This is a genomic window from Oceaniradius stylonematis, assembly GCF_003149475.2.
Lineage (GTDB): Bacteria > Pseudomonadota > Alphaproteobacteria > Rhizobiales > Rhizobiaceae > Roseitalea > Roseitalea stylonematis.
Window position 1 is genome coordinate 280582 of record NZ_QFWV02000004.1, and the last position, 26002, is coordinate 306583.

29 protein-coding genes and 1 pseudogene are annotated in these 26002 nt (G+C 65.0%); 17 read left to right on the forward strand and 13 right to left on the reverse strand.

The features are described 5' to 3' along the window. Nucleotide 1: 1 nt before the first annotated feature. On the reverse strand, nt 2-1222 hold the full coding sequence (gene trpB / locus DEM25_RS04925; protein ID WP_109766960.1) for a tryptophan synthase subunit beta: 1221 nt from the start codon (nt 1220-1222) through the stop codon (nt 2-4). 2 nt (nt 1223-1224) lie between these two features. Further along, a complete protein-coding gene (locus DEM25_RS04930; RefSeq protein WP_109766961.1) occupies nt 1225-1902 on the reverse strand; it encodes a phosphoribosylanthranilate isomerase in 678 nt (225 codons plus the stop codon). A 167-nt stretch (nt 1903-2069) separates the two neighbouring features. Between DEM25_RS04930 and DEM25_RS04935 the strand changes: the two genes are divergently transcribed. Further along, complete coding sequence (locus DEM25_RS04935) at nt 2070-2345, forward strand: transposase (protein ID WP_109766962.1); 276 nt, start codon at nt 2070-2072, stop codon at nt 2343-2345. Nucleotides 2346-2360: 15 nt separating this feature from the next. Beyond that, nucleotides 2361-3611, forward strand: a complete 1251-nt coding sequence (locus DEM25_RS04940; RefSeq protein ID WP_109766963.1) for a radical SAM protein — start codon at nt 2361-2363, stop codon at nt 3609-3611. A 34-nt stretch (nt 3612-3645) separates the two neighbouring features. Here DEM25_RS04940 and DEM25_RS04945 read toward each other — a convergent pair whose 3' ends face one another. The 4 genes from DEM25_RS04945 to DEM25_RS04960 all read right to left on the reverse strand — a co-directional run bounded on the left by DEM25_RS04945 (nt 3646) and on the right by DEM25_RS04960 (nt 7060). After that, nucleotides 3646-4389: a M48 family metallopeptidase gene (locus DEM25_RS04945; protein WP_109766964.1), complete on the reverse strand. Its 744-nt coding sequence runs from the start codon at nt 4387-4389 to the stop codon at nt 3646-3648. A gap of 152 nt (nt 4390-4541) precedes the next feature. Continuing rightward, nucleotides 4542-5003 carry a DUF2852 domain-containing protein gene (locus DEM25_RS04950; RefSeq protein WP_109766965.1) on the reverse strand — a complete coding sequence of 154 codons (462 nt, stop codon included), beginning with the start codon at nt 5001-5003 and terminating at the stop codon, nt 4542-4544. Nucleotides 5004-5129: 126 nt separating this feature from the next. Then, nucleotides 5130-6272 carry a benzoate/H(+) symporter BenE family transporter gene (locus DEM25_RS04955; protein WP_109766966.1) on the reverse strand — a complete coding sequence of 381 codons (1143 nt, stop codon included), beginning with the start codon at nt 6270-6272 and terminating at the stop codon, nt 5130-5132. Between the two features lie 2 nt (nt 6273-6274). Then, nucleotides 6275-7060 (reverse strand): alpha/beta hydrolase, encoded by a 786-nt coding sequence (locus DEM25_RS04960; protein WP_109767041.1) that lies wholly within the window; start codon nt 7058-7060, stop codon nt 6275-6277. A gap of 224 nt (nt 7061-7284) precedes the next feature. Here DEM25_RS04960 and infC point away from each other — a divergent pair, with 224 nt between their 5' ends. Next, complete coding sequence (gene infC, locus DEM25_RS04965; protein ID WP_109766967.1) at nt 7285-7821, forward strand: translation initiation factor IF-3; 537 nt, start codon at nt 7285-7287, stop codon at nt 7819-7821. 71 nt (nt 7822-7892) lie between these two features. Here the strand turns inward: infC and DEM25_RS04970 are convergent, their stop codons facing one another. Continuing rightward, nucleotides 7893-8525 (reverse strand): class I SAM-dependent DNA methyltransferase, encoded by a 633-nt coding sequence (locus DEM25_RS04970; RefSeq protein ID WP_120222639.1) that lies wholly within the window; start codon nt 8523-8525, stop codon nt 7893-7895. A 237-nt stretch (nt 8526-8762) separates the two neighbouring features. Here DEM25_RS04970 and rpmI point away from each other — a divergent pair, with 237 nt between their 5' ends. From rpmI to pheT, 4 genes are all read left to right on the forward strand, one after another. After that, nucleotides 8763-8963 (forward strand): 50S ribosomal protein L35, encoded by a 201-nt coding sequence (gene rpmI, locus DEM25_RS04975; protein WP_109766969.1) that lies wholly within the window; start codon nt 8763-8765, stop codon nt 8961-8963. 34 nt (nt 8964-8997) lie between these two features. After that, nucleotides 8998-9399 (forward strand): 50S ribosomal protein L20, encoded by a 402-nt coding sequence (rplT, locus tag DEM25_RS04980; protein WP_109766970.1) that lies wholly within the window; start codon nt 8998-9000, stop codon nt 9397-9399. 122 nt (nt 9400-9521) lie between these two features. Beyond that, nucleotides 9522-10622, forward strand: coding sequence for a phenylalanine--tRNA ligase subunit alpha (pheS, locus tag DEM25_RS04985; RefSeq protein WP_109766971.1), 1101 nt, complete (start codon nt 9522-9524; stop codon nt 10620-10622). Nucleotides 10623-10674: 52 nt separating this feature from the next. Then, a complete protein-coding gene (pheT, locus tag DEM25_RS04990) occupies nt 10675-13080 on the forward strand; it encodes a phenylalanine--tRNA ligase subunit beta (protein WP_109766972.1) in 2406 nt (801 codons plus the stop codon). Nucleotides 13081-13082: 2 nt separating this feature from the next. Here the strand turns inward: pheT and DEM25_RS04995 are convergent, their stop codons facing one another. Further along, nucleotides 13083-13382: a type II toxin-antitoxin system RelE family toxin gene (locus DEM25_RS04995; RefSeq protein ID WP_158585166.1), complete on the reverse strand. Its 300-nt coding sequence runs from the start codon at nt 13380-13382 to the stop codon at nt 13083-13085. After that, nucleotides 13372-13590 (reverse strand): type II toxin-antitoxin system RelB family antitoxin, encoded by a 219-nt coding sequence (gene relB / locus DEM25_RS05000; protein WP_158585167.1) that lies wholly within the window; start codon nt 13588-13590, stop codon nt 13372-13374. Before relB ends, DEM25_RS04995 begins: the two co-directional genes overlap by 11 nt. Nucleotides 13591-13755: 165 nt before the next feature. Here relB and DEM25_RS05005 point away from each other — a divergent pair, with 165 nt between their 5' ends. Continuing rightward, the gene (locus DEM25_RS05005) at nt 13756-15144 is read left to right on the forward strand and encodes a nicotinate phosphoribosyltransferase (protein WP_109766975.1); all 1389 of its coding nucleotides are present in this window, start codon (nt 13756-13758) and stop codon (nt 15142-15144) included. Between the two features lie 10 nt (nt 15145-15154). Beyond that, nucleotides 15155-16141, forward strand: a complete 987-nt coding sequence (locus DEM25_RS05010; protein ID WP_109766976.1) for a Gfo/Idh/MocA family protein — start codon at nt 15155-15157, stop codon at nt 16139-16141. Here the strand turns inward: DEM25_RS05010 and DEM25_RS05015 are convergent, their stop codons facing one another. Next, nucleotides 16142-17269, reverse strand: a complete 1128-nt coding sequence (locus DEM25_RS05015; RefSeq protein ID WP_245412765.1) for a zinc metalloprotease HtpX — start codon at nt 17267-17269, stop codon at nt 16142-16144. 47 nt (nt 17270-17316) lie between these two features. After that, complete coding sequence (locus DEM25_RS05020) at nt 17317-17769, reverse strand: GtrA family protein (protein WP_109766977.1); 453 nt, start codon at nt 17767-17769, stop codon at nt 17317-17319. A 144-nt stretch (nt 17770-17913) separates the two neighbouring features. On the opposite strand from DEM25_RS05020, the gene mepA reads away from it, so the two are divergent. The 7 genes and pseudogenes from mepA (at nt 17914) to DEM25_RS17735 (ending at nt 24115) form a co-directional block, all read left to right on the forward strand. Beyond that, nucleotides 17914-18996, forward strand: a complete 1083-nt coding sequence (gene mepA / locus DEM25_RS05025) for a penicillin-insensitive murein endopeptidase (RefSeq protein ID WP_439650649.1) — start codon at nt 17914-17916, stop codon at nt 18994-18996. 87 nt (nt 18997-19083) lie between these two features. Then, the gene (locus tag DEM25_RS05030) at nt 19084-19503 is read left to right on the forward strand and encodes a methylglyoxal synthase (RefSeq protein ID WP_109766978.1); all 420 of its coding nucleotides are present in this window, start codon (nt 19084-19086) and stop codon (nt 19501-19503) included. Beyond that, nucleotides 19496-20486, forward strand: a pseudogene (locus tag DEM25_RS05035) (glucokinase). The gene DEM25_RS05030 and the pseudogene DEM25_RS05035 overlap by 8 nt, the downstream one beginning before the upstream one ends. A gap of 8 nt (nt 20487-20494) precedes the next feature. Next, nucleotides 20495-22315, forward strand: a complete 1821-nt coding sequence (locus DEM25_RS05040) for an ABC transporter ATP-binding protein (protein ID WP_109766980.1) — start codon at nt 20495-20497, stop codon at nt 22313-22315. Beyond that, the gene (gene dapB / locus DEM25_RS05045) at nt 22312-23127 is read left to right on the forward strand and encodes a 4-hydroxy-tetrahydrodipicolinate reductase (protein ID WP_109766981.1); all 816 of its coding nucleotides are present in this window, start codon (nt 22312-22314) and stop codon (nt 23125-23127) included. Before DEM25_RS05040 ends, dapB begins: the two co-directional genes overlap by 4 nt. Before the next feature lie 29 nt (nt 23128-23156). Then, nucleotides 23157-23798, forward strand: a complete 642-nt coding sequence (locus DEM25_RS05050) for a 2,3-bisphosphoglycerate-dependent phosphoglycerate mutase (protein ID WP_109766982.1) — start codon at nt 23157-23159, stop codon at nt 23796-23798. A 119-nt stretch (nt 23799-23917) separates the two neighbouring features. Next, nucleotides 23918-24115, forward strand: coding sequence for a type II toxin-antitoxin system HicA family toxin (locus DEM25_RS17735; RefSeq protein ID WP_158585168.1), 198 nt, complete (start codon nt 23918-23920; stop codon nt 24113-24115). A gap of 2 nt (nt 24116-24117) precedes the next feature. On the opposite strand, the gene DEM25_RS17740 is transcribed toward DEM25_RS17735, so the two are convergent. Continuing rightward, nucleotides 24118-24363 (reverse strand): DUF1902 domain-containing protein, encoded by a 246-nt coding sequence (locus DEM25_RS17740; RefSeq protein WP_158585169.1) that lies wholly within the window; start codon nt 24361-24363, stop codon nt 24118-24120. A 114-nt stretch (nt 24364-24477) separates the two neighbouring features. On the opposite strand from DEM25_RS17740, the gene DEM25_RS05060 reads away from it, so the two are divergent. Then, nucleotides 24478-25122: a LysE family translocator gene (locus DEM25_RS05060; protein WP_158585170.1), complete on the forward strand. Its 645-nt coding sequence runs from the start codon at nt 24478-24480 to the stop codon at nt 25120-25122. Here DEM25_RS05060 and DEM25_RS05065 read toward each other — a convergent pair. Then, entirely contained in the window at nt 25089-26000 is a 912-nt protein-coding gene (locus DEM25_RS05065; RefSeq protein WP_109766985.1) for a methylated-DNA--[protein]-cysteine S-methyltransferase, read from the reverse strand. The two genes, DEM25_RS05060 and DEM25_RS05065, sit on opposite strands and share 34 nt — an antisense overlap. Nucleotides 26001-26002 lie beyond the last annotated feature (2 nt).

Genomic DNA, 26002 nt, shown 5'->3' on the forward strand with positions numbered 1-26002 from the left:
GTCACATCTCAAATCCCAGCCGCTTGCCGACGGCGAAGACGTCCTTGTCGCCGCGGCCGCACAGATTCATGACGATGATCTGGTCCTTGCGCATCTTCGGTGCGCGCTTGATCACCTCGGCGAGCGCGTGGCTGGGTTCGAGCGCCGGGATGATGCCCTCGATCTTCGACAGGAGCTGGAAGGCTTCGAGCGCCTCGGTGTCCATGATCGGCACATAGTCGACGCGGCCGGTGTCCTTCAAATAGGAATGTTCGGGGCCGATGCCGGGATAGTCGAGGCCGGCCGAGATCGAATGGCCTTCCTCGATCTGTCCGTCGCCGTCCTGCAGAAGATAGGTGCGGTTGCCGTGCAGCACGCCGGGCGAACCGGCGGTCAGCGAGGCGCAGTGCTCGTCCGTGTCGAGCCCCTTGCCGCCCGCTTCGACGCCGACCATCTGCACATTGCGGTCGTCGAGGAACGGATGAAACAGGCCGATCGCGTTGGAGCCGCCGCCGACGGCGGCGACCAGCATGTCCGGCAGCCGGCCCTCGATTTCAAGCAGCTGCTCCCTGGCCTCCTTGCCGATGACCGACTGGAACTCGCGCACCATCTCCGGATAGGGGTGCGGGCCGGCGGCGGTGCCGATGATGTAGTAGGTGCTCTCGACATTGGTGACCCAGTCGCGCAGCGCCTCGTTCATGGCGTCCTTGAGGGTGCCGTTTCCGGCCGTCACCGGGGTCACCTCGGCGCCCAAGAGCTTCATGCGGAAGACGTTCGGTGCCTGCCGGTCGATGTCGGTGGCGCCCATATAGACATGGCAGGGAAAGCCGAACCGCGCGGCGACCGTGGCCGAGGCCACGCCATGCTGGCCGGCGCCGGTTTCGGCGATGATCCGCGTCTTGCCCATGCGCTTGGCCAACAGGATCTGGCCCAGGCAATTGTTGATCTTGTGCGAGCCGGTGTGGTTCAGCTCGTCGCGCTTGAAGTAGATTTTCGCGCCGCCCAGATGCTCGGTCAGCCGCTCGGCGAAATAGATCGGCGAGGGCCGGCCGGTATAGTGCGTGTTCAGATGCTGCAATTCGGCCTGAAACTCCGGATCGGTCTTGGCCTGGTTCCACTTGTCCTGCAGGTCGAGGATCAGCGGCATCAGCGTCTCGGCGACGAAGCGGCCACCGAAAATGCCGAACATGCCCTGCTCGTCAGGACCTGTGCGAAAAGAATTGGGTTCAGGTGGCTTGTTCATCGTCAAACTCCCAAAGCGGCGGTCTGCCGCTGTTCGCGCGCCTCGGCGACCGCCAGAAAAAACGCCTCGATCAGGCCCGCGTCCTTGATGCCCGGCGCGCTTTCGACGCCCGAGGACACGTCGATCCCCGGCGGGCCGGCGATCCCGAGCGCCTCGCCCACATTGCCGGCATCGAGCCCGCCGGACAGCATATAGTCCGTGTCCGCGTCAAGCGAGGCAAGGAGCGACCAATCGAAGCTGACGCCATTGCCTCCGGGAAGGTCCGATCCTTTTGGCGGATTGGCGTCGAGCAGGAACCTGTCGGCGACGCCGCGATAGGCGTCCAGCTTTTTCAGGTCATCGCGACCGGAAATGGCGAACGCCTTCATCACCGGCAGGCCATGGCGCGCCCTGACCGCGGCGACCCGTTCGGGGCTTTCGCTTCCATGCAATTGCAACATGTCGGGCCGGACCGTCCGGACGATCCGGTCGAGCATGGCGTCGTCCGCATCGACCGTTACGGCGACCGTCACAACGCCGGCCGCCTTGGCCCGCGCTGCCAATGGCGCCGCAGCGTCCGGCGCCACGTTGCGCGGCGATCTCTCGAAGAAGATGAAACCGGCATGGCTCGCGCCGCCGGCTGCCGCCGCGTCGATGGCGTCCGGTGTCGAAAGTCCGCAGATCTTGATGTCGAGGCTCATGCAGGCGCCTTAGCGCGCACGGTTCAGCGAGTCGAGCATTTGATCAGCCCGGCGCCATGCCGGACGAGGTCGCCGACTGGTCGATCTATTTGTGAAAGAGAACAAAATTGACTCTTTCCAATACTTGTATCACCCTCAGAATGTTTCCGTTAAAGGAGATTTGGTCCATGCCTAAAAGAGAAATCACTGCACGAAAGCTGATTGGCGAAAAGCGCTATGCCGAACTCAAAGAGCGCTACGATGCGTTTGTCGGTCAGGCGATCGTCGACAAACTCGTGGAGCCGGACATGCTGTCGGGCTTCCCTCCCTTGGGGATTCACGCCGAAGGGCCGCACTACGAGCAGGAAGGCGGCGATTACGATCAGTCCACCGGCGGCAATCACAGCCAGACCGGCGGCGGCAGCTACAAGCAAGCGGCTCCCAAGACCGAAGAGTTCCGCTAAGCCGGCCGCGCCACAATGCCCCCTGGTCTGACCGGCGCGGCCACGACGCGACGCCATGCGGCCGTGCCCTCGATCCGGACGCTTCAGGTCGTGTTGAAGGTGGCCGAGCGCTGCAACATCAACTGCAGCTACTGCTATTATTTCAACATGGGCGAGACATCGGCGCTGGACCGTCCGGCGCTGATCAGTCTCGATACGGTGGCCTCGCTCGCGCGCTGGATACGTGAGGGTTGCGCGGAACTGGGCATCGGGCGCGTGATGGTCTCGTTCCACGGCGGCGAGCCGCTGCTCCTCAAGCCCGCGCGCTTCTCCGCGGCGTGCACGCTCCTGCGCGAAACGATCGAGCCGGTCGCCAAGGTTTCCTTTGCCGTGCAGACCAACGGCACGATTCTCAGCCGGCAATGGCTCGATATCTTCGCCGAGCACCGCATCCATGTCGGCGTCAGCATCGATGGCGACCGCGGCGCCAATGACCGTTTCCGCCTGACCAAGGACGGACGGTCTACCTTCGACACGGTCGACGAGACGATCCGGACCCTGGTTGCCTGGTCCGGCGGCAATCAGGCTCTCGGCCCGTCGACGATCTCCGTTCTTGATCATCGCAACGACTATGGCGCCATCTATCGCTACCTGCGGTCGCTCGGCATCATGAACATGAGCTTTCTCCTGCCCGACCGCAGCCACGATCAGGGGTTCAGTGCCGACGATGGCGATGCGGAGAGCTATGGCCGGTGCCTGTCGGATCTGTTCCAAGCCTGGTTCGCCGAGGACAATCCCGATGTGAATGTGCGGCAGGTCAAGGAGGTCATCCGGCATTTCCAGAACACGGAAAAAGGCCCGCCCGAACCGCCGGGCGAAGACAAGATCGCCTACCAGATCATCGTCGCGCAGAGCGACGGAACCGTGTCGGTCGACGATTCGCTCATCCCCGCCCTTGACTGGTTCAAGGGCACGCCACGCGTGGCCATCGCGGACACGTCGCTGCCCGACTTCCTCGCCGATCGGGTTTTTGGAGAGATCCGGCGCGCAAACAACACGATCGCCACCGCCTGCCGAGACTGCGATTGGCGCGGCGTGTGCCGCAGCGGCGATCTCGAAAACCGTTACGCCGACGGCATGGGGTTCGACAATCCGTCCGTCTACTGCAGCGGTTACCAGCGGTTTTTCACCGACGTCTGTGGAACGCTGCTTGCCAACAACTATCCGGTCGATCTGCTGGAAGATCGCATCGAGCAATCATTCGCCGCGGTCGACGCGCATGTTTGAATGAAGCCTGGCGTGGCCGGCACGGTGGGGCCGGTCAGAACACGATCGACTGCAGTTTCGACCCGTTGCGCTTGAGCCAGGCCTTGCAGCGCTTCGTGTCCGGGCAGAGCTCCTCGCACAGCGCCCAGAAGCGCGCGCCGTGGTTCATCTCGCGCAGATGCGCCACCTCGTGGGCGACCAGATAGTCGATCACCCGCGGCGGCGCCATGGCGATCCGCCAGGAAAAGGACAGGTTGCCCTCCGACGAGCAGGAACCCCAGCGGCTGACCGTGTCCTTGAACCGGACCGCGCGCGCCGGCCGGCCGACGGTGGCGGCATGGCGGGCCACCAGCGGCTCGATGCGCTCCCTGGCGGTCTTCTTCAGAAAATCGGCGACACGGCGCGGCAAATGTTCCGGCGCGCCGAAGACGACCAGTTCGGGGCCGTTCGCCCCGTCCTCGATCCGCGTGACGCCGCGGCCGGGCCGGTGGACGATCAGATGGTTGACGCCCAGCACCGGCAGCTTAATGCCCGGCCGCACCTGCGGGCGATCGGGCATCTTGGCGATCTTGCCGGCGAGCCAGCCCTCGTGACGGGCCAGAAACCGGTCGATCTCCGCTTGCGCCATGCCGGGCGGCACGGTGACCTTCAGACCGCGATCGCCGGGCTGTATGCGCAGCGTCAGCCGCTTGGCGCGGGGGTTTTCGACGATCGAGAGCGGCAGCGTCCGGCCAGCCACCTGGTGGCTGTCCGGACGTTGCTCGTGTCGGCGCCGTGCGCGCGTCAGGCCGAAAACCATGGGGTGTTCATAGCGTGATTCGGCGGCGCGCCTAACAGCGAAACCGGACCTGCGCGAAGCAGCTCCGGCCGGCCCGCCAACGCCGGGAGAGGTCCCGACGTCGCGGTTTGTGTGCCGGCGCCATCACAGGACGGCGCCCGGTTCTTTGCGTATCAGCTCTCGTCCGATCCCTTGACGTTCGGGACCGAAGTGCCCTTGGCGCCATTGCCGGCGTCGGCATCCATGTCGCGACCGCGTGCCGCCATGAACTGGTCGAATTCTTTCTGGTCCTTGGCGCGGCGCAGTTCGCGCAGATAGTCATCGAACTCCTTGCGCATTTCGTCGAGCTTGCGGCGCTCTTCCTCGATGCGCTTGAGTTCGGCATCGCGCCAGTCGTCAAAGGCGACGTTGCCGGTGCGCGGTGCCATGTTGGCGGAACGGCCGCAACGGCTCCAATTGCGGGACATGGCATCGGTGGCGCGGTTGACGTCACCCTTCCAGCCATCCAGCCGGTCGCCCCAGAGAATGTAGGCCAGCATCGCCAGGCCCAGCGGCCAGAAGACGATGAAACCCAGCACCATCAGGCCGATGGTGGCCGGCGTCCACGCGGGACGGATCAAGGCAGTCTGTGTCATGTTCGAACACCCCATTTTTGCCTGGCGATAAAGGCTCGCCACGGTTCTGAGGTGGTGACCGAACACCTGCTCTGCAAGCGCTTTTGGCCGGTTTTTCGGCGGACAATCGTTAAATTTTGTTCAGATTCAGCGTTTTGCCAGCGCCAGAAAATGCACCGCGAGACCCAGCATCAGGCCCCAGAAGGCGGCGCCGATGCCGAAAAAGACAATGCCTGAGGCGGTGATGGCAAAGGTGGTCATCGCCGGAATGCGGTCGCGTTCCTCGGCGACGGCAATGCGGGTGGAGTTGGCCAGCGGCCCGAGCAGCGCGATGCCCAGAACCAGCGCAATCAGCGAGGCGGGCAGCACGGTGACAAGCGCCACGAACGAGGCGCCGAACAGCGCGAACACGATATAGATGAGGCCGTACCAGATGCCCGTGACCCAGCGCTTGTGCGGATCGGGATGGGCGTCTTCGCCGGTGCAGATGGCCGCGGTCACGGCGGCGAGATTGGTCGATGAGGCGCCCAGAAAGCCGGTCAAGGTCGAGAAGACGCCGGTGACGGCGATCACCGGCCCGGCCGGCGGGCGATAGCCGTCGGCGCGGAGCACCGCCAGGCCGGGCAGGTTCTGCGAGGCCATGGTGACGACGTAGAGCGGTACGGCGAGGCCGAAGAACGAGCCGACCGATATCTCCGGCACGACGAAGGCGAGCGACGAGGTCTCGATGGTGATGTCGCCTTCGGTCATGCCGCCAAGCAGCGCCCAGGCAATGCCGACGAACAGCACGCCGATCACCGCCAGCTGCGCGTCATAGGTGCGCAGCACGAAAAATCCGGCGGCCAGCGGCAGGATGAAGGCCGGATCGATGGTGGCCGCCTGCGCGCCGGCGACGACGAAGGGCAAAAGGATGCCGCCGAGCATGCCGGCGGAGATCGCGCCGGGAATGGCTTCGACCAGCCGCATCAGCGGCCGGAACAGGCCGGTGGCGATCGTCAGGAGCCCCGCCGCGACGAAGGCGCCGACCGCTTCGTTCATGGAGTATCCCGTGCTTGCCGTCACCAGCGCCAGGCCGGCGATCGACCAGGCGGCGATGATCGGCATGCGAAACCAGATGGTCAGGATCAGGGTCTCGATGGCCACCGCGATGCATATTGCGGTGATCCAGCTTGCCGTCTGGGCCTCGGTTGCGCCGACAGACTGGGCTGCGCCAAGCACCAGCGCCATCGTGCCGCCGAAACCGACGAATGAGGCGACAAGCGCCGCCGACAGGGCCGAAAAACGAAACATGGTCAGCCCTGGCCGCCTCCCTGGCCGCCGGACTTGCCCGCAAGCGCGCCGGCGGCATCGAGCATCATGGCGATGTCCTGCGGCCGCGACAGGCGGTGATCGCCATCCTTGACGTAGCTGATCACCGCATCGTCCTTGGACAGAAGCTCGAACAGACGCTGCGCATGCTGCCACGGCACGTCGGGATCGGCCTGGCCCTGAATGATGCGCACCGGGCAGTGCGTGTCTATGGGCCCGGTCATGACGCGGTTGTTGCGGCCATCCTCGAACAGGTCCCGCGTGAAGATGTTCGGCTCGGGCCCGTATGGCGTCGGCTCGGCGAAATAGCCCTGCTCTTGCAGATCCCGCTTTTGCGCGCCGGTCAGCTTGGGCTCATGCAGCTCGCTGGTGAAGTCGGGCGCGGGCGCCAGCAGCAGCAGCCCTGCGATCGGATCGCCGACACCGCCCCGGTTGAGTTCGGCGACCATGCGCAGCGCGATCCACGCGCCCATTGACGAACCGACAAGGACCAGCGGCGGAGCGCAGACGTTTTCGGTCACCGCGAGCGCCTCGCCGAGCCAGCGCGAGATCGTGCCGGCCCGGAAATCGCCACCCGACCGGCCATGGCCCGAATAGTCGAACCGGGTGCAGGCCATGGCGTGCTCGCCGCACCAGCGGTCCAGTTCGACGGCCTTTGTGCCGTCCATGTCGGATCGGTAACCGCCGAGCCAGACGAAGTTCGGCGCGCCGCCCGTGCGGTGGCACACGGCGATCTCGGCGCCGTCCACGGTCAGCGATTGTTCGTCCATCTCGCGCTCCTCCGGCGGTCCCTGCGCCATCGTCCGCCTTATGAGGGGTTGCATCGGACCTGTGAAGCCATCACATGGCCGAATGCGTCCGGCCGGATCAATGCAACAAACGGCCCAAGGCAGGTGATTTGCGGACACGTTCATGCTATGGACCTGCCGTCCGCACCCCGGCCAGCCGGCTCGGACCATGAACCCTTCCGGTCAATATCAAGGAGATTACGACCATTCGCAGACCATTCAGAGCGCCACCGCCGCAAAAGTCCGGCCCGCCCGCCAATGACGACATTCGCGATCCAGAAGTGCAGCTTATCGACGCCGACGGCGAAAACAGGGGCATAACCGAGACGCTCGAAGCGCGACGCATGGCCGAAGATGCCGGCCTCGATCTCGTGCTGATCTCACCCAACGCCAAGCCGCCGGTCGCCAAGATTCTCGATCTGGGCAAACTGAAATACGAACAGCAGAAGAAGGCGGCGGCCGCGCGCAAGAAGCAGAAGACCGTCGAGGTCAAGGAAGTGAAGATGCGCCCGAACATCGACACCCACGACTATGAGGTGAAGATGAAGGCGGTGAAGCGCTTCTTCGAGGATGGCGACAAGGTCAAGGTCACGCTGCGCTTCCGCGGCCGCGAGATGGCACACCAGCAGCTCGGCATGCAGCTTCTGCAGAAGGTGCGCGAGGAAGTCGGCGATATCTCAAAGGTCGAAGCCGAGCCCAGGCTTGAGGGGCGACAGATGATGATGGTTCTGGCGCCGAAATAGAGCGGCACACATCGCGCCATGCAATGAAGGCTCGCCGGCGGCGGGCCTTTTTTGCTGGCTGGCCGTTTCGTTCAGCCGGCCTTGCGGGCGGCGATCACCCAACCGGTCAGGCCGGTGCCGACAATATGTTCGCCATGCTCGTCGGCGCGGCCGGTCAGAAGGCCGCCGGCTTCGAGGGCGTCGAGCTTTCCGGCCAGTCCGCCCGACCGGTAGAAATTGTCGTTCAGTCCGATCACCAGAAAGCCGCCGGGACGGATCACACGCACGATCTCGTCGATCGCGTCCGGCCGGACATGGGCGGTCGAAAAGACGCCGACGCAGGCCGCGGCGTCATAGGCGCCATCGCCGGCATCGAGCGGCGGCCGGTTCAGATCGGCCTCGAACAGCCGGCGATAGATGCCGGTCGCCTCGGCTTTCTTCAGCATGCCGGTGGAAAAATCGCAGCCATCGATCGCGCCGTATCCTGCCTGATGCAATGCGATGCCCGACAGGCCCGAGCCGCAGCCGACATCGAGCACCGCAACACCGGGCCCCGGCGCGAGCCGTTCGGCCAGGGCCTGTGCGCAGCGTGCCGGCTGGCGGTATTCGTTCTCGTCCAGTTCCTCGTCGTAGACCTCCGCCCAGCGGTCGTAGAGCGCCCGTGTCTCCTCATCGGTCCTGACCTGATAGGCCTTGTCCAGAAAGCGTTCCCGCCCGTTGGTCATCGCGCGTACCTCCCCACCGCCAAGGCTTGCATCCACAACGGTTTGAGTCTATAGGCGCGCGGTCCGAACCGTCCGGCAGGGCATGCCGTGGCGGTTCACGAATGCTGAACAGCCAGCACGTCATCGACAATCGAGCGAAGCGAGGCGGGATCGGCCGATCCCCGTTCGAATTTTCGAACGCCCTTGCGGAGCGCCTGCGAAAGCGGGCCGGCGTGAACGCGAACAATGGAGAGCAAAATGCCCAAGATGAAGACGAAGGCTTCGGTCAAGAAGCGCTTCAAGACCACCGCCTCGGGCAAGATCAAGGTCGCCCAGGCCGGCAAGCGCCATATGATGATCAAGCGGTCCAACAAGTTCATCCGCAACGCGCGCGGCACCATGGTGCTGTCCGAGCCGGATACGAAGATCGTCAAGAAGTTCATGCCCTACGGCCTGTGAGCCGTCACGCACCAGATTTGAAGGAGCCAAGACCATGGCACGTGTCAAACGCGGCGTGACCGCTCACGCCAAGCACAAGAAAGTTCTCAAAGCCGCCAAGGGCTATTACGGCCGGCGCAAGAACACCATCCGCATCGCCAAGCAGGCGGTTGAGAAGGCGGACCAGTACGCCTATCGCGACCGCAAGGCCCGCAAACGCAATTTCCGCTCGCTGTGGATCCAGCGCATCAATGCCGCCGCGCGCGAGCACGGCCTGACCTATGGCCGGCTGATCGACGGGCTGAACAAGGCCGGCGTCGAGATCGACCGCAAGGTGCTGTCAGACATGGCGATCCACGAACCGGCGGCATTCGCTGCCATCGCGGAAAAGGCCAAGGGCGAGCTGGCCTATCTGAAAGACACCACGCCCAACGCATTTGAGGCCGCTGTCCGCTAGGCCAGCGCGCTTCTCAACGCATCACCCAAGTTTGAGAACCCGCTTCTGGCCACCGCCGGACGCGGGTTTTCTTTGTCGCCGGACTGTGAGAAACGAACCGCCGGACAGATAGGGAAACCGTCATGAACGAAACGGCCCGACCCGAGATCGATCAGCTTGAACGGACGCTGATGGCCGACATCGCCTCGGCCGCCGACGAGGACGCCATCGAACAGGTGCGCGTTGCGGCAATCGGCAAGAAAGGCGCGGTCTCCGAGCGCATGAAGACGCTCGGCAAGATGAGCGCCGAAGAGCGCCAGGTGATGGGCCCGGCGCTGAACGGGCTTAAGGTCCGCGTGACCGACGCGATCGCGGCCCGCAAGGCCGAACTGCGCGACGCGGCGATCGAGGCCCGGCTGGCGACCGAGACGGTCGACATCACGCTTCCCGTCCGTCCGTCGCCCGCCGAGACCGGCCGCATCCATCCGATCAGCCAGGTGATCGACGAGATCACCGCGATCTGCGCCGACATGGGGTTTGCCGTTGCCGAAGGCCCCGATATCGAGACCGACTATTACAACTTCACGGCGCTCAATTTCCCCGAGGATCATCCGGCGCGGGAAATGCACGACACGTTCTTCATGGCGCCGGACGCAAACGGCGAGCGCAAGGTGCTGCGCACGCACACCTCGCCAGTCCAGATCCGCACTATGGAAGCGCAGGAGCCGCCGATCCGCATCGTCATTCCCGGCAAGACCTACCGGCACGATTCCGACGCCACCCATACGCCGATGTTCCATCAGCTGGAGGGACTTGTCGTCGACAAGGTGACGACGGTCGCGCACCTGAAATGGACCATCGAGGAGTTCTGCAAGGCCTTCTTCGAGGTGCCCGACGTCGCCATGCGGTTCAGGCCGTCCTACTTCCCGTTCACCGAGCCGAGCCTGGAGGTGGACATTCAGTGCGACCGGTCAAAGCCCGGCGAAGTCCGGTTCGGCGAGGGCAATGACTGGATGGAGATCTTGGGTTGCGGCATGGTGCATCCGAACGTTTTGCGCGCCGGCGGGCTCGATCCGGACGTCTATCAGGGCTTTGCCTGGGGCATCGGCATCGACCGGCTGGCGATGCTGAAATACGGCATGCCGGACCTGCGCGCCTTTTTCGACGCCGATGTGCGCTGGCTGAAACACTATGGCTTCCGGCCGCTCGACATGCCGACCCTGTTCGGAGGATTAAGCCAATAGCGGCGAACCTGCCGCGCCGGCCGCTGACCAACGCCTATCGAAAGCAAAAACGATGAAATTCACATTGTCCTGGCTCAAGGACCATCTCGACACGGATGCAACGCTTGCCGAGATCACCGAGGCGCTGACCATGATCGGCCTCGAGGTCGAGGCGGTGGACGACAAGGCGCAGTTCGCGCCGTTCACCATTGCGCGCGTGCTGACCGCCGAGAAGCACCCCGACGCCGACAAGCTGAAGGTGCTGACGGTCGATGCCGGCGACGGCAAGCCTGTTCAGGTGGTGTGCGGGGCGCCCAATGCGCGGGCCGGCCTCGTCGGCGCGTTCGCCGCGCCGGGTACCTATGTGCCGGGCATCGATCTGGAACTGTCGGTCGGCAAGATCCGCGGCGTCGAGAGCCATGGCATGATGTGCTCGGAGCGCGAGCTTGAGATGTCGGACGAGCATTCCGGAATCATCGACCTGCCCGAGGACGCGCCGGTGGGTACGCCTTTCGCCGCCTATGCGGGGCTCGACGATCCGGTGATCGAGATCGGCCTGACGCCGAACCGGCCCGACTGCACCGGCGTCCATGGCATTGCGCGCGACCTGGCGGCGGCCGGGCTGGGCACGCTCAAGCCGCTCGGCATCGAGCCGATTGCAGGCGACGGCGCATGCCCGGTCGATGTGCGCATCGACGCGCCGGACCTGTGTCCCGGCTTCGCCCTGCGGCTGGTGCGCGGCGTCAAGAACGGCCCCTCGCCGCAATGGATGCAGCAGCGCCTGATCGCCATCGGCCTGAGGCCCATCAATGCGCTCGTCGATATCACCAACTATGTCACCTTCGGCTGGGGCAGGCCGCTGCACGTATTCGATGCCGCCAAGGTGACGGGCAACCTCGTCGTGCGCCGCGCCACCGATGGCGAGACAATTCTTGGCCTTGACGGCAAGGAGTACACGCTGACCGGCGAGATGTGCACGATCGCCGACGAGCGCGGACCCGAATCCATCGCCGGCATCATGGGCGGCGAAGAATCCGGCTGCGACGAGACCACGACCGATGTGGTCATCGAATCGGCGCTGTGGAACCCGCGCAATGTCGCGCGGACCGGTCGCGATCTGGGCATCATCACCGATGCCCGTTACCGGTTCGAGCGGGGTGTCGATCCGGAATTCATGGTGCCGGGACTGGAACTGGCGACACGCATGGTGCTGGACCTGTGCGGTGGCACGCCCACCGAAACGCGCGTGACCGGCTATGCCGGCCATCAGTGCAAGACGGTGGATTTTCCGTTTGCCGAGGTCAGGCGGCTGACCGGCGCCGATGTCGAAGCCGCCAAGAGCACCGACATTCTGGAACGGCTCGGCTTTGACGTGAACGGCAGGGGCGAGATCGCCAAGGTCACGGCTCCGTCATGGCGGCCGGACATTGAAGGCAAGGCCGATCTGGTCGAGGAGGTCATGCGCATCCATGGCGTGGGCAACATCGCGCCGCTGCCGCTTGAGAGCCATGGTGCGGTCAATGGGCGCGTGCTGACCGTCCAGCAGGTGCGCACCCGCGCTGCGAAGCGTGCGCTCGCCGCGCGCGGCATGATGGAAGCCGTCACATGGTCTTTCATTCCGGCTGCCCATGCGGCGGCGTTCGGCGGCGGCGCGGCCGCGCTGCAGCTTGCCAACCCCATTGCGGCCGACATGAGCGACATGCGCCCCTCGCTGCTTCCCGGCCTTCTGGCGGCGGCCCAGCGCAACGCCAATGTCGGCCATGGCGATGTCGCGCTGTTCGAGGTCGCGGGCACTTATGAAAGCGACACGCCGGACGGGCAGCGCAGGGTCGCCGGCGGCATCCGCCGCGGCACGGCGACGCTCACCGGCGCGGGCCGGGCATGGGACGGACACGCGGCGGCGGTCGGCGTGTTTGACGCCAAGGCCGACGCGCTGGCCGCGCTCGAAGCGTGCGGCGCGCCGGTCGACAAGCTGACGGTCGAGCGCGGCGCGCCGGACTGGTACCATCCGGGCCGTTCGGGGCTGATCAAGCTCGGCCCGAAGAACGTGCTCGGCCATTTCGGCGAACTGCATCCGCGCACGCTCGAAGTGCTCGACGTCAAAGGGCCGGTCTGCGGCTTCGAGATCTTCATCGACGCCCTGCCCGAACCCAAGCGCAAGGCGACACGCACCAAACCGCGCCTCGATTTGTCGCCGTTCCAGGCGGTGACGCGCGATTTCGCCTTCGTGGTCGATGCCGATGTGGCGGCGGGCGCCCTGCAGCGCGCGGTCGCCGGCGCCGACAAGCAGTTGGTGACGGGCGTGACGGTCTTCGACCTGTTCGAGGGCGCGGCGCTCGGCGAAGGCAGGAAGTCGGTCGCCGTCGAAGTGCAGATCCAGCCGACCGACCGAACGCTGACCGACGAGGACCTCGAAGCACTGAGCGGCAGGATCGTTGCCAGTGTCGAAAAGGCGACGGGCGGCGTGCTCAGGGGGTAAGGTTAGCCGCCGGTGCGTGTCTTGATCGTTCGTTGTCCGCGTTTCGAGTAAGCGCGGCTGCGATGCGCAAGATGGACGATCAGCACCACGGTCCCATCTCGTCGCAATAACTCACAGACGAGGCGGTAAGCGCCGCACCGCAGCTTCCGAAAGCCTTTCAGGTTGCCCGAATAGGGAACCAGGCGCTGTCGTGCGTCCTCAAGGCGGGACAATTCGTCCAGCGCCGCCTTGATGCGCCGCTGATCGGCGGTCGCGATCGCCAGAAGGTCGGTGACGGCATCGGGATGCCATTCAATCCGCAAGACCGACCCTCTTCCAAACCTCTTCGTTCGGCACCGGCTCGAAAGGCTCCGACAAACGACTGCGCACAGTGTAGAAATCCTCAAGCTCTTCGAGCTTGTCGATGATCGCCTGACGGATCAGATGGCTTGCGTTCAAACCATGCTCTTCGGACAGTTTATCCCAACGAGCCTTGATCTCCGCATCAACACGGATAGACATCGATGTCATGACCGGCCTCATGTGTGCATCATGTCATACATGTAGTACGATGCGTATCATTCTTCAATGAGCGCTTACCGGTTGCCGCCTGAGAAGTCCGAAGCCTGTACGGGCACCCTTGCTCCCCGCCGCCCGCTCTGACACAAGGCTGGCCTGCATCGGTCGGAGCCCGCCATGAACCTCATTCTCAACACCGACAGCTACAAATACTCGCACTTTGCGCAGTATCCGCCGGAGACGGCGGCGATCTCGGCCTATATCGAATCGCGGCGCGGCGGCGACTATGACGTGACGCTGTTCTTCGGCCTGCAAATGTTCCTCAAGGACTATCTGTCCAAGCCGGTCACGCTTGCCGACGTCGATGAAGCCGAGGCGATGATCACGGCGCACGGCCTGCCGTTCAACCGGCCCGGCTGGGATCTTTTGATCGAGCGCCATGGCGGCTATCTGCCGCTGATGATCGAGGCGCTGCCGGAAGGCTCGGTCGTTCCGGCCGGCACGCCGATGGTCCAGGTGCGCAACACCGACCCCGAATTTTTCTGGCTGCCGACCTTCATCGAGACCGCGCTTTTGCGCGCGGTCTGGTATCCGTCGACGGTGGCGACGGTATCGTGGCATGTGCGCCAGATGATCGCCGAAACGCTCGACAGGACCTGCGACGATCCGGGGCCGATCCTGCCGTTCCGCCTGCACGATTTCGGCGCGCGCGGCGCGACCAGCTATGAGCAGGCCGGCCTTGGCGGCGTCGCCCATCTGGTCAATTTCCTGGGCACCGATACCGTCGCGGCGCTCGTCTATGCGCGCAAATATTACGGCGAGGAGATGGCCGGCTTTTCGATCCCGGCCGCCGAGCATTCGACGATGACTTCATGGGGCGAGGAGCGCGAGGCGGCGGCCTACGAGAACATGGTCGAGCAGTTCGGCGGTGACGGCAAACTGGTCGCCGTGGTCTCCGACAGCTACGATCTGTTCCGCGCCGTGCGCAACATCTGGGGCGGAGAACTGAAGGAAAAGGTCGAGACGATGGGCGGCACGCTGGTTGTGCGGCCCGACTCGGGCGATGCGACCCGCGTGCCCATCGACACGATCGAGATGCTCGGCGACATTTTCGGCTACCGCGTCAACGCCAAGGGCTACAAGGTGTTGGCCGATTGCGTGCGCGTCATCCAGGGCGACGGCATCACACCGCGCACCATCCGTGTGCTGCTCGAAGCGATGACCGAGCGCGGCTGGTCGGCGGAAAACCTCGCCTTCGGCATGGGCGCGGGGCTGTTGCAGCGGGTCAATCGCGACACGCTGCGCTTTGCCATGAAGGCCAATGCGCGGCAGGACACGGACGGCGGCTGGCACGGCATCGCCAAGGACCCCAAGACCGACCCCGGCAAGGCGTCCAAGCGCTACCGGCAGGCGGTCGTTATCGAAGATGGCGCTCCGGTGGCGATGCCGCTCAAGGACATTGGCGACCGTCAGAACCTGATGCAGCCGGTCTGGGAAAATGGCGAGCTTAAGCGCGACTGGACCTTCGCGGAGATCCGCGAACGAGCCAATCCCGCGCGAAAATAGGAGGGCCATCATGTTCCGTTGGGGGATTATCTCGACCGCAAAAATCGCCCGTGATCAGGTCGTGCCGGCGATCATGCAGAGCGAGACCGGCATCGTGACCGCCGTCGCCAGCCGCCGGCCCGGTCCGGCGGCCGGTTTCGCGCGCCGCTTCAACATCGCACACGCGTTCGACAGCTATGAAGCGATGCTGGACAGCGATGCCATCGACGCCGTCTATGTCCCGACCGTGACATCGACCCATGTCGAATGGGCGATCAAGGCCGCGAAGGCGGGTAAGCATGTTCTGGTCGAAAAGCCGCTGGCGCTCAAAGCCGAAGACATCGATCCGGTGATCGCGGCGCGCGATGCGGCCGGCGTTGTCGTCTCCGAAGCGTTCATGGTCACTTATCATCCGCAATGGCTCAAAGTGCGGGCGCTGATTGCAGAAGGCGCGATCGGCACGCTGCGGATGGTCCAGGGTGCGTTTTCCTATTTCAACCGCGACGGAAGCAATATGCGCAACGTGGCCGATCTGGGCGGCGGCGCACTGCCCGACATCGGCGTTTATCCGACCGTCGTGACGCGCTTCGTGACCGGGCAGGAACCGCGCGACGTGGTGGCGACAATCGACTTCGATGCAAAATTCGGGACCGACATCTTCGCCAATGCGACGATGCGGTTCGACGGGTTCGATCTTGGCTTTTACCTCGGTACACAGCTCGCCCAACGCCAGTCGATGGTGTTTCACGGCGACAAGGGCTTCATCGAGGTCCAGACGCCGTTCAATGCGGGGCTTTACGATTCCGACCGGGTGACGCTGCACGGTGCCGACCACCGCGAGGCGCAGATTTTCGCCTTTCCGGGCGTCAACCAGTACCAGTGTCAGGTGGACGCTTTTGCCCGCCATGTGGCGGGATCGGGCGAAGCGCTGTTCACGCTTGAGAGTTCCCGCGCCAACCAACGGGCCATCGACGCAGTCTATAGGGCGGCGGAAAGCGGCGAGCGCACGCGCGTCTGATCACCACCAGACGCCGCCGCGACCGATGCGGATGCGCGGGGCTTGATCTGCGGGCGGATGCAGCGGACCGGCACAACCCGGACAATCGGCTTCGGTGGCGCCGACGACCGGCCCGACCGGTGGACGCGTCTCGGCAAAGGCCAGCCAGTCACGCATTCGGTCCTGCTCGCGCCGGGGAATTTTCGGAACCGGCGAAACCCGCCGTCGCAGCGGAGCCTGACGGGCAGTGGGATTGTCTGCCGGCGGCGTGCGCAGCAATGTCGGCTTGAGCGCCTGCAACCGTTCGACCCGTTCTGCGGTCGGCGGATGCGAGCGCAGCATGGAAGGCTCGGCCATCCGGCCGGCGGGCAGCAACATCGCTTCGAGCCTGCGCCGATGGGCGCCTTCAAGCTTGACGAGGGCCGACGACAGGCCGTCCGGGTCGCCGGTCAGCATGGCGGCACCATAATCGGCGTCGAACTCGCGGGTGCGCGACAGTGCAAGCTGCAGCAGGCTGCCCACGGTCGGCGCCGCGATCATCGCCACAATGCCGAGCCAGGGCACGGTCGGAAAGAAGCCCGAAAGGTTGAACAGAACGGCGATGATGCCGATGGTCGACAGGGTCGATGTCAGCCGCGAGACGACATCGGCCAGGCTCATCACCTTGATGTCCTCGTTGCGGATATGCGTGATCTCGTGGGCCAGAACGCCGGCCAGTTCGCGTGTGGTCAGGCTCCGCACCAGCGCATCAGTCACCGCGATCGCCGATGCATCGCGCCGACCCACGGCAAACGCGTTCATCAGCGGCGACGGAACCACATGCAGATCGGGCGCTCGGGTCAGGCCGGCGCGACGCGAGAGCTCGGCGACGATGGCGTGGCCCGCCGGAAACCGGTCCGGCCCCACAGGCTTTGCCTTGTACATGCGCAGGACGACCGACGGCGAAACCCGCCGGGCAGCGAACAGGCTGACGCCCCCGAAGATGAGCGCGTAGACGATACCGGTCGTGCCGGCGATCGCCCAGGCCGTCATCGCAAGAAGGGCGAGCGAGCCGGCGACCAGCACGAATGTGTGCAGCCGGTTTGCGAAGCGGTGACGCCGATGGATGGCATGGGTCTGTTCGAAAAAGGCGAAGGCCATGGCGTTCATATGGGCGACGCCACGGCCGGTTTGGAGTCCCTGCTTTGGGCCCGATCTCAGCCCTTCACGCCGAACACGAACCGCGAATAGCCCAGATAGGAAAAGACGGTGACGCAGGCGACGGCAACGAATGTCGCCATTTCGGGCAGGAACCAGTCCGGCGTTGCCAAAAGGACCGCCGAATAGATCAGATAGTTCAACACCGCGCCGATGATGGCCACCGTGACATAGCGCGCGGCCTCATTGCCCACCGTCCTGCCGCTGGCACCGAAGGTGAAGGTCCGGTTGATCAGCCAGGTGGTCAGCATCGCCGCGCCAATCGCCGGGATGCGGGCGGCAAAAGGACCAAGGCCAGCCAGCTCGATCAGCCCGCGCAGCACCGCCAGATCGACGATGAAGCCGGCGCCGCCGGCGAAGGCGAAGCTGAAAAGCCGGCCGAGCCGGGTTCTGGCGGGCTGGACCGCCGGACCGCGGCCGGGCGCATCGGCATGTTCACCGGTCTGCTTCATGGAACCCTTCATACCGTGGCGGGGTAAACCAATCCTGTCGCGGCGTGTCGGCGCCGGCGATTGGCCGGGCCGGTTGGAGCGGAATGCAAATCGCGATAGACTCGGCAAGATTTGGGGGCGGAATCAGGCGACGGGGAGGCGGCGATGGGTGTTTTTGCACGATTTTCGATGCGAGCCCGGTTCAAACCGGCGCTGACCGGGCTTGCGGTTGTGGGACTTGCGCTAATGTGCGGCCTTGGCTCCACGCCGGCCCTGGCGGAAGAGCCGGCCAAGCAATTGTTCGGCAACACGCCGCTGCCGGCGGCGACCGAAGCCCGCGTCCACGGATTTTATTCCAGTGGCTGCATTGCCGGCGCGGTCGCGATGCCCATCGACGGTCCGAACTGGCAGGCCATGCGGCTCGAGCGCAACCGCCGCTGGGGCCATCCGGACCTGATCGCGCTGGTGCAGCGCCTGTCGCGCGAGGCGGCGGCCGATGGCTGGCCGGGCCTTCTGGTCGGCGACATTTCCCAGCCGCGCGGCGGGCCGATGCTGTCCGGCCACGCGTCCCATCAGGTCGGGCTCGATGCCGACATCTGGCTGACAAAAATGCCGAACCGGCGCCTGACGCAGAGCGAGCGCGCCAACACCAGTGCGGTCTCGGTCCTCAAACAGGGCACGCTTCATGTCGATCCGGCGATCTGGACCGCCGAACATGCCAAACTGCTGCGGCGGGCAGCGTCCTACGGCGCGGTGGAGCGGCTGTTCGTGCATCCGGGCATCAAGCGGGCGATGTGCGACGCCTATGGCGCCGATCGCGGCAATGATCGCTGGATGATCAAGATCCGTCCCTATTACGGCCACCACTACCACTTTCATATCCGCATGAAGTGTCCGGCCGATTCGCCCAATTGCCGGCCGCAGGACCCGGTGCCTGCATCCGGCAATGGCTGCGATGCCTCGCTCGACTGGTGGTTCACCTCCGAACCCTGGACGCCGAAACCGCAGGCGCCGGGCACAAAGCCCCGGCCGCGCCGCGAAAAGACGCTCGCCGATCTGCCCAATGCCTGCCGGGGCGTGCTGCGCGCGCCGCGCCCGGCCTCGGAGAGTCTGGCGACCTATTCGGCGTCATTCGATCAGGTTGCGATGATCGCCTCAGCCGTTCCGATTGCCGACGCTGCGCCGGCGCGCGCGGCGCTTCCGGGACTGGCGCGACTGCCGATACCCGCCGACCGGCCACGGCAGTAGATGGCGCGAAAAAAGATGCGAGCCCATCTTTCACGCGGACCCCGAAACGGTTAAGAGAAACACGTCTTCTAAATCGATTGAACCACCATGTCCGATGCCCTCACCATCGCCCTGGTCGCCCATGACCAGAAGAAGGACGACATGGTCGCGTTCGTCCGGCGCCATGCGCCGCTTCTGTCGCGCTGCAGCCTGGTGGCGACGGGCACGACCGGCGGACGCATTGCCGATGCCGATCCTGCGCTGGATGTATCGCGGCTCCGCAGCGGGCCGCTGGGCGGCGACCAGCAAATCGGTGCGATGATTGCCGAAGGCGCCATCGACTCGCTGATCTTCTTCGTCGATCCGCTGACGCCGATGCCGCACGATGTCGATGTCAAGGCGCTGATGCGGCTGGCGATCGTCTATGACATTCCCATGGCGCTCAATGCCGCCACCGCCGACATTCTTCTCACCGCGCTGATTGCGGGGCACACCCCGGCGCAAGACACGGAAAAGGCCCATGCCTAGCTCCTCCAGCACCAGCCACTTCGTTTTGCCGTTCCCGATCCTGATCGCCGATGTCGGCGGCACCAATGCGCGGTTTTCGATCCTCATCGACGCCAATGCCGAGCCGAAGGCATTTACGACCATCCGGACGCGCGATTTTCCGACGCTGGATGCCGCGATCCAGAGCCACGTGCTCGACCAGACCTCGCTGATGCCGCGCAGCGCCGTACTGGCGGTGGCCGGGCCGACCGACGGCGACACGATCGACCTGACCAACAATGACTGGGTGGTCCATCCGCGCCGGATGATCGAGGAACTGGGGTTCGACGATGTGGTCGTGCTGAACGATTACGAGGCACAGGCGCTCGCGGTCGTCGCGCTCGACGAAGGCAATCTGCAGCAGATCGGCGGCGGCGAACGCGNTGACCTGGATTCCGGTCGCCGGCGAGGGCGGCCATGTCGATCTCGGCCCGCAGACCGATCGCGATGCCGAGATCTTCGCCCATCTCGAGCGGATCGAAGGGCGGGTCTCGGGCGAACAGGTGCTGTGCGGCAGCGGCATGGTCAATCTCTACAGGGCCGTCGCTCGCGCCAACGGCAACGAACCGCGCTTTTCCGACCCATCCGAGGTCTCACAGGCTGCCGAACAGAAGGCCGATCCGGACGCCGTCGAGACACTCGATCTGTTCGCCGAATATCTCGGCCGCGTGGCCGGCGATCTGGCGCTCGTCTTCATGGCGCGTGGCGGGGTCTATCTCACCGGCGGCATCACCTTGAAAATCCTACCCTTTTTCAATGCCGAGCGTTTCCGGACCGCCTTTGAGAACAAGGCCCCGCACGGCGAACTGGTCGGTGCCATTCCGACCTATGCCGTCTTGCACGACCGCGCGCCGATGGAAGGGCTTGCCGCCTATGCGCGCACGCCGTCGCGGTTCGGCGTGTCGCTGGAAAACCGGCACTGGACGCGCCGAGCGCCTGTCCACGCCCTATTGAATAGGCTATAGCGCGCGCCATGAACGACAGACCGGACACGGCCGCGATCAGGGACGGGCTTGGCGGAGGCGTCATCGCGGTTCTGCGGCGCATCCTGTCGGAAAACGGCCGCGCCTATGCGTGGCACTACGCAATCACCATCGTGTGCCTCGTCCTGATCGGCATGACCACGGCGTTCGTCGCCTGGATCACGCGCGACGTGGTCGACGAAATCTTCGTGCGCCAGCGCGGCGATTTGATCATCATAATTACGGGCACGGTGATCGGCGTCTTCCTTTTGCGCGGCATCGCCATGTATGTGCAGGCGGTGGTGCTGGCGCGCATCGGCAACGATCTGGTCGCGCGCTACCAGAGCCGGGTCTTCGACAAGTTGATGAAGCTTGGCATCGGCTATTTCACCGAAGCGCGCTCGGGCCATCTGTCGGCCCGCATCGCCGAGAACGTCAACGGTATCCGCGACGTGCTGTCGCTGACGCTCACAGCGCTGGGCCGCGACCTGATCTCGCTGATCGGCCTTCTGGTCGTCATGGTGACGATGGACCCGATGCTGTCGCTGATCGTCTTTTCGGTCGCGCCGATCCTGATCCTGGCCGTTGCCTGGGTGTCGGCCCGCATTCGCAACGTGGTGCGCGAAACGGTCGAACTGAATGCGCGCGTTGTCGGCACGATGCAGGAAGCGGTACAGGGCATCACGGTGGTCAAGGCATTCACGATGGAAGAGCGGCTGGGCGCGCGCATCGGAGCGATCATCGACGATGCAAGGTCGAAGGCCGACCGGCTCGCCGGCATCATCGAGCGGGTCAATCCGGCAGCGGAGGTCTTTGCCGGGCTCGCCGTCGCCGGCGTTATCGCCTATGCGGGCCTGCGAGCGGTCAATGAAGGCCAGCCGCCGGGCGCGACATTCGCCTTCATCACGGCGCTGCTTCTGGCCGCCGACCCGGCACGGCGCCTCGGCCAGCTCAAGGTCAATCTCGAAAAGTCGATGGTCAATGCGCGGATGATCTACGAGATCCTCGACATGCCGGAACGCCAGAGCGACCGCGCCGATGCCGCGCCGCTGACGATCACCGAAGGCGACGTGCGGTTCGAGGATGTCGACTTTGCCTATGGCGATGGCACCAAGGTGCTGCATGGGCTGACATTCGCCGCCCCGGCGCACAAGACGACGGCCATTGTCGGCCCGTCGGGCGCCGGCAAGACGACGATCATCGCCCTGTTGCAGCGTTTCTACGACATCGATGCCGGGGGGATCGAGATCGACGGCCAGGACATTGCCGGCGTGACGCTTTCCTCGCTGCGCGGCCAGATGGCGTTCGTCTCGCAGCAGCCCTATCTGTTCGAGGGCACGATCCGCCAGAACATCGGCTATGGGCGGCCCGATGCCACAGACGCCGAAATCGAGGCGGCGGCGCGGCAGGCCAATGCGCACGACTTCATCATGGAACAGGCGCAGGGCTATGACACGCCGGTGGGCGAGAATGGCGTGACCCTGTCCGGCGGCCAGCGCCAGCGCATCTCGATTGCCCGCGCGATCGTGCGCGACGCGCCGATCCTGCTGCTCGACGAGGCGACCTCGGCGCTCGACAACGAATCCGAGAAGCTGGTCCAGCAGGCGCTCGAAGACGTGATGGCGGGGCGGACCACGATCGTCATTGCGCACCGGCTTTCGACGATCGTCTCCGCCGACCGGATCGTCGTCATGGACAAAGGGGAGGTGGTCGAGACCGGCACTCATGCCGAACTTGCCAGCCGGAAGGGTGGCCTCTATGCCAAGCTGAACATGCTCGGCGCCGGGACCGATCCCGATGCCGCCGAGCCGATAATGGAGACGGATGCGTGAGCGAACCGGTTGCCATTGCCGTCGTCGGAGCAGGCGGGCGCATGGGCCAGGCGCTGATCGGTGCGATTGCGAACGATCCGGCGGCGCGGCTTTCGGGCGCGCTCGAGCGCGAAGGGGCCGATGCGATCCTGCGCGATGCGGGCGAAGTGGCGGGCCTGGGCGCCAATGGCGTAACCGTGACCGCCGACCCGGACGAAGCCTTTGACGGCGCCGATGCCATCCTCGATTTCACTGCGCCGGCAGCAACGCGGGCGTTCGCCGACATGGCCGCCCAAAAGGGCATCGCGCATATCATCGGCACGACCGGCATGAGCGCCGACGACGAGGCGCATGTGCATCTGGCCGCCGAGCGCACCGTCATCGTCAAATCCGGCAACATGTCGATGGGCGTCATCCTTCTGTCCGTACTCGTCGAACGGGCGGCGGCGGCGCTGGAAGCATCGGATTGGGACATTGAGGTCCTCGAAATGCACCACAAGCACAAGGTGGACGCCCCGTCGGGCACCGCGCTGCTGCTCGGCCAGGCCGCGGCGACCGGGCGCGACATCGATCTGGACCAGAATTCGGTGCGCATGCGCGACGGCCACACGGGTCCGCGCGCCGCCGGCGCGATCGGTTTCGCGACGCTGCGCGGCGGCTCGGTGGTCGGCGATCATTCGGTGATCATGGCCGGGCCGGGCGAGCGGCTTGTCCTGTCCCATCATGCCGAGGATCGCGGTATCTTCGCCCGGGGCGCGGTCAAGGCGGCGATCTGGTCGCGCGGCCAGGCGCCGGGGCTCTATTCCATGCGTGACGTTCTGGGCGTCAGCTAATTCAGTCAACCGACTTGGGGAGAAAGCCGATGTCCGGTACGATGGTTCTGGTCCGCCACGGACAGAGCGAATGGAACAAGAAGAACCTGTTCACCGGCTGGCGCGATCCGGACCTGACGGAGCAGGGCGTGGCCGAAGCGATCGAGGCGGGCAAGGTGCTGGCCGAACGCGGCATGAAATTCGACATCGCCTTCACGTCCGTGCTCGTGCGCGCTGAACGCACCTGCCAGATGATCCTGGACGGTGTCGGCCAGTCGGACCTCGAGACCATCCATGACCAAGCGCTGAACGAGCGCAATTATGGCGATCTGGCCGGGCTCAACAAGGACGATGCGCGCGCCAAATGGGGCGAGGATCAGGTTCACATCTGGCGCCGGTCCTACGACACGCCGCCGCCCGGCGAAGACGGCGAAAGCCTGCGCGACACGGGCGCCCGCGTCTGGCCCTATTACATGACAGAGATCCTGCCGCGCGTCTTGCGCGGGCAGACGGTTCTGGTCGCCGCGCACGGCAATTCGCTGCGCTCGCTCGTCATGATCCTCGACGGGCATACCAAAGAGTCCATCACGCAGCTCAACCTCGGCACCGGCGTACCGATGGTCTATCGCCTGCACGCCGATTCGACCGTCGCCGCCAAGGAAGTGCTCGGCGACATGTCCGGCGCGCATTGATCTTGATGAACCGGCTGGCCACGCCGGACATTGTCCGGTGCCTAATGTGATTTTTCTTTGCTGAGCTGTGGCCGCAGCCGATGCGAATCGGCTCTTCAAGACAGCGGAGTGCAGCCGCCGTGCCCAATGATTTCTACCGAACCGTCACCAAGACAATCAGCGAAGTGGGATACGCCTATTGGAAGCCCGCCAAGGGAAGCCACGAGAAATGGCGTCACCAGACGACTGGCAAGCTGTTAATCGTGCCACGCAACCTCAAAAGCCGGCATACCGCCAACAACATTTTGAAATCAGCGGGCAGCCAAAAGCGCCTGTGAAGTCAGGCAGCCTGCGGCTCGGGCTTCACGAAGACGATCGCTGGAATCAGGTCACGCGCTGTAAACTTGTCCAGATCGGCATCGGTCACGTGATTGGCCGCAACAAGCTCGGCGGCGACGTCGTGCAGAGTCGATTCGAACGCATCGATGCTATCGGCTTCAATATGAAGTCCTTCGATGTCGCTGTCGGCAACCCAAACCTTGGCGTCATCGTCCCAGACCGCTCGTACGGTGTATGTGCGCGGCACATTCGTCTCCTTCAGACCGTGTTGTAACCTATAGGCGCTTTGGGCGCTTGCCAACAGCACTCTCAAGGTCTGAGATGTCGGGTGCCGAGAAGGCAAGATTGCCCAGAGATGCGCATGACCGACCTCTTCACACTGTTCTCGGACCACTGGCCGGCAATGATGGCGGTTCTTGCCGTTTTTGCCGTGGCCGCCGCGAGCCCCGGGCCGGCGACGCTCGGCATCATGGCTACGGCCATGGCGCGCGGGCGCGCGGCGGGCATGGCGTTCGCCGCAGGCGTCCAGCTTGGTTCGTTCACATGGGCGATGGCGGCCGCGATTGGCCTCTCGGCCTGGCTCAACACGATCGCCTGGGGGCTCATCGCAATGAAGATCGCAGGCGGCGCCTATCTGATCTGGCTGGCGGCCAGGGCGTTGCGCAGCGCGCTGTCGGCAAGGCCGGTCCCGGCCGCCGCAAGCAATGCCAGGTCGCTGACCGGCCATTTCGCCCGTGGCGCGCTGTTGCACCTGACAAATCCCAAGGCCGTTCTGGCGTGGATCGCAATCGTTGCGCTGACGCAGACAAGCGGAGGCGGAACACCGGTGCTGCTGGCGACGCTGGGCATCTGCCTTTTGATCGGAGCGGTGGTGTTCCAGGGCTACGCGCTGCTTTTCGCCTCGCCGGTCATGGTGGCGGCCTACAGGCGCGCCCGGCGTGCCATCGAAGGGGTTCTCGCCGGCGTCTTCGGCTATGCGGGCTGGCGGCTGTGGTCGTCGGCCTGACCGCCGGCCACCTGCCCGGCTTCCCAGCCCAGGATCGCGCGTTTGCGCGTCAGGCCCCAGTGATAGCCGGTCAGCGCGCCGGACTTTCCCATCGCGCGGTGGCACGGCACGACGAACGAGACCGGATTGGCGCCGACCGCCGCGCCGACGGCGCGTGACGCGGCAGGACGACCGATCCGGTCGGCAATCTCGGAATAGGCCTCCGCCTTGCCCATCGGGATCTTCAAAAGCGCCTCCCACACGCTGACCTGAAAGTCGGTCCCGATCAGCACGACACGCAGCGGCTGGTCGTGCCGCCAGGAGCCCGGCGCGAAAATGCGCGCCGCGTAAGGTCCCGTGGCTGCCATGTCTTCTTTAAAACGGGCAAAGGGCCAGCGGCCGGACATGTCGGCGAAAGCCTCGCGCTCGCCGCCCGGATCGCAAAAGGCCAGGCCGCACAGGCCACGATCGGTGACCATGATCAGCGCAATGCCGAACGGACACAGATGATATCCATACCGGATGATCAAGCCCTCGCCCTTTGCCTTGATCTCGCCGGGCGACATTGCCTCGTGGGTGACGAACAGATCGTGCAGCCGGCCGGGACCGGACAGGCCCAGCTCATAGGATGCATCGAGCAGCGGCATGTCCGAGGCCAGAAGCCGCCGGGCATGGTCGATGGTCACCGCCTGCAAAAACGCCTTTGGCGACAGGCCGGCCCAGCGCGTGAACAGCTTCTGAAGGGCGGTCGGCTCCATTCCGACATCGTCCGCAAGGGCTTCCAGCGACGGTCGGTCACGCCAGTCCTGCGAAATCTTTTCGATGACCCGGCGAACGGTTTCATAGTCGCCGGTTTCGATCGATGCGGGTTGGGTCAGAACGGCGTGCGGCTGTTCCATGG

What these genes read in the sequence shown, in the direction of transcription:
- DEM25_RS04950 (WP_109766965.1), bottom strand. Translation starts at nt 5,003, where the DNA reads ATGACACAGACTGCCTTGATCCGTCCCGCGTGGACGCCGGCCACCATC.
- DEM25_RS04930 (WP_109766961.1), bottom strand. Translation starts at nt 1,902, where the DNA reads ATGAGCCTCGACATCAAGATCTGCGGACTTTCGACACCGGACGCCATC.
- rpmI (WP_109766969.1), top strand. Translation starts at nt 8,763, where the DNA reads ATGCCCAAGATGAAGACGAAGGCTTCGGTCAAGAAGCGCTTCAAGACC.
- DEM25_RS05060 (WP_158585170.1), top strand. Translation starts at nt 24,478, where the DNA reads ATGACCGACCTCTTCACACTGTTCTCGGACCACTGGCCGGCAATGATG.
- DEM25_RS04945 (WP_109766964.1), bottom strand. Translation starts at nt 4,389, where the DNA reads ATGGTTTTCGGCCTGACGCGCGCACGGCGCCGACACGAGCAACGTCCG.
- relB (WP_158585167.1), bottom strand. Translation starts at nt 13,590, where the DNA reads ATGACATCGATGTCTATCCGTGTTGATGCGGAGATCAAGGCTCGTTGG.
- rplT (WP_109766970.1), top strand. Translation starts at nt 8,998, where the DNA reads ATGGCACGTGTCAAACGCGGCGTGACCGCTCACGCCAAGCACAAGAAA.
- DEM25_RS04955 (WP_109766966.1), bottom strand. Translation starts at nt 6,272, where the DNA reads ATGTTTCGTTTTTCGGCCCTGTCGGCGGCGCTTGTCGCCTCATTCGTC.
- DEM25_RS05065 (WP_109766985.1), bottom strand. Translation starts at nt 26,000, where the DNA reads ATGGAACAGCCGCACGCCGTTCTGACCCAACCCGCATCGATCGAAACC.
- DEM25_RS04960 (WP_109767041.1), bottom strand. Translation starts at nt 7,060, where the DNA reads ATGGACGAACAATCGCTGACCGTGGACGGCGCCGAGATCGCCGTGTGC.
- DEM25_RS05030 (WP_109766978.1), top strand. Translation starts at nt 19,084, where the DNA reads ATGTCCGATGCCCTCACCATCGCCCTGGTCGCCCATGACCAGAAGAAG.
- DEM25_RS04935 (WP_109766962.1), top strand. Translation starts at nt 2,070, where the DNA reads ATGCCTAAAAGAGAAATCACTGCACGAAAGCTGATTGGCGAAAAGCGC.
- mepA (WP_439650649.1), top strand. Translation starts at nt 17,914, where the DNA reads ATGGGTGTTTTTGCACGATTTTCGATGCGAGCCCGGTTCAAACCGGCG.
- DEM25_RS04940 (WP_109766963.1), top strand. Translation starts at nt 2,361, where the DNA reads ATGCCCCCTGGTCTGACCGGCGCGGCCACGACGCGACGCCATGCGGCC.
- DEM25_RS05010 (WP_109766976.1), top strand. Translation starts at nt 15,155, where the DNA reads ATGTTCCGTTGGGGGATTATCTCGACCGCAAAAATCGCCCGTGATCAG.
- DEM25_RS05040 (WP_109766980.1), top strand. Translation starts at nt 20,495, where the DNA reads ATGAACGACAGACCGGACACGGCCGCGATCAGGGACGGGCTTGGCGGA.
- DEM25_RS05015 (WP_245412765.1), bottom strand. Translation starts at nt 17,269, where the DNA reads ATGAACGCCATGGCCTTCGCCTTTTTCGAACAGACCCATGCCATCCAT.
- DEM25_RS05020 (WP_109766977.1), bottom strand. Translation starts at nt 17,769, where the DNA reads ATGAAGCAGACCGGTGAACATGCCGATGCGCCCGGCCGCGGTCCGGCG.
- DEM25_RS05005 (WP_109766975.1), top strand. Translation starts at nt 13,756, where the DNA reads ATGAACCTCATTCTCAACACCGACAGCTACAAATACTCGCACTTTGCG.
- DEM25_RS04970 (WP_120222639.1), bottom strand. Translation starts at nt 8,525, where the DNA reads ATGACCAACGGGCGGGAACGCTTTCTGGACAAGGCCTATCAGGTCAGG.
- trpB (WP_109766960.1), bottom strand. Translation starts at nt 1,222, where the DNA reads ATGAACAAGCCACCTGAACCCAATTCTTTTCGCACAGGTCCTGACGAG.
- DEM25_RS05050 (WP_109766982.1), top strand. Translation starts at nt 23,157, where the DNA reads ATGTCCGGTACGATGGTTCTGGTCCGCCACGGACAGAGCGAATGGAAC.
- pheT (WP_109766972.1), top strand. Translation starts at nt 10,675, where the DNA reads ATGAAATTCACATTGTCCTGGCTCAAGGACCATCTCGACACGGATGCA.
- pheS (WP_109766971.1), top strand. Translation starts at nt 9,522, where the DNA reads ATGAACGAAACGGCCCGACCCGAGATCGATCAGCTTGAACGGACGCTG.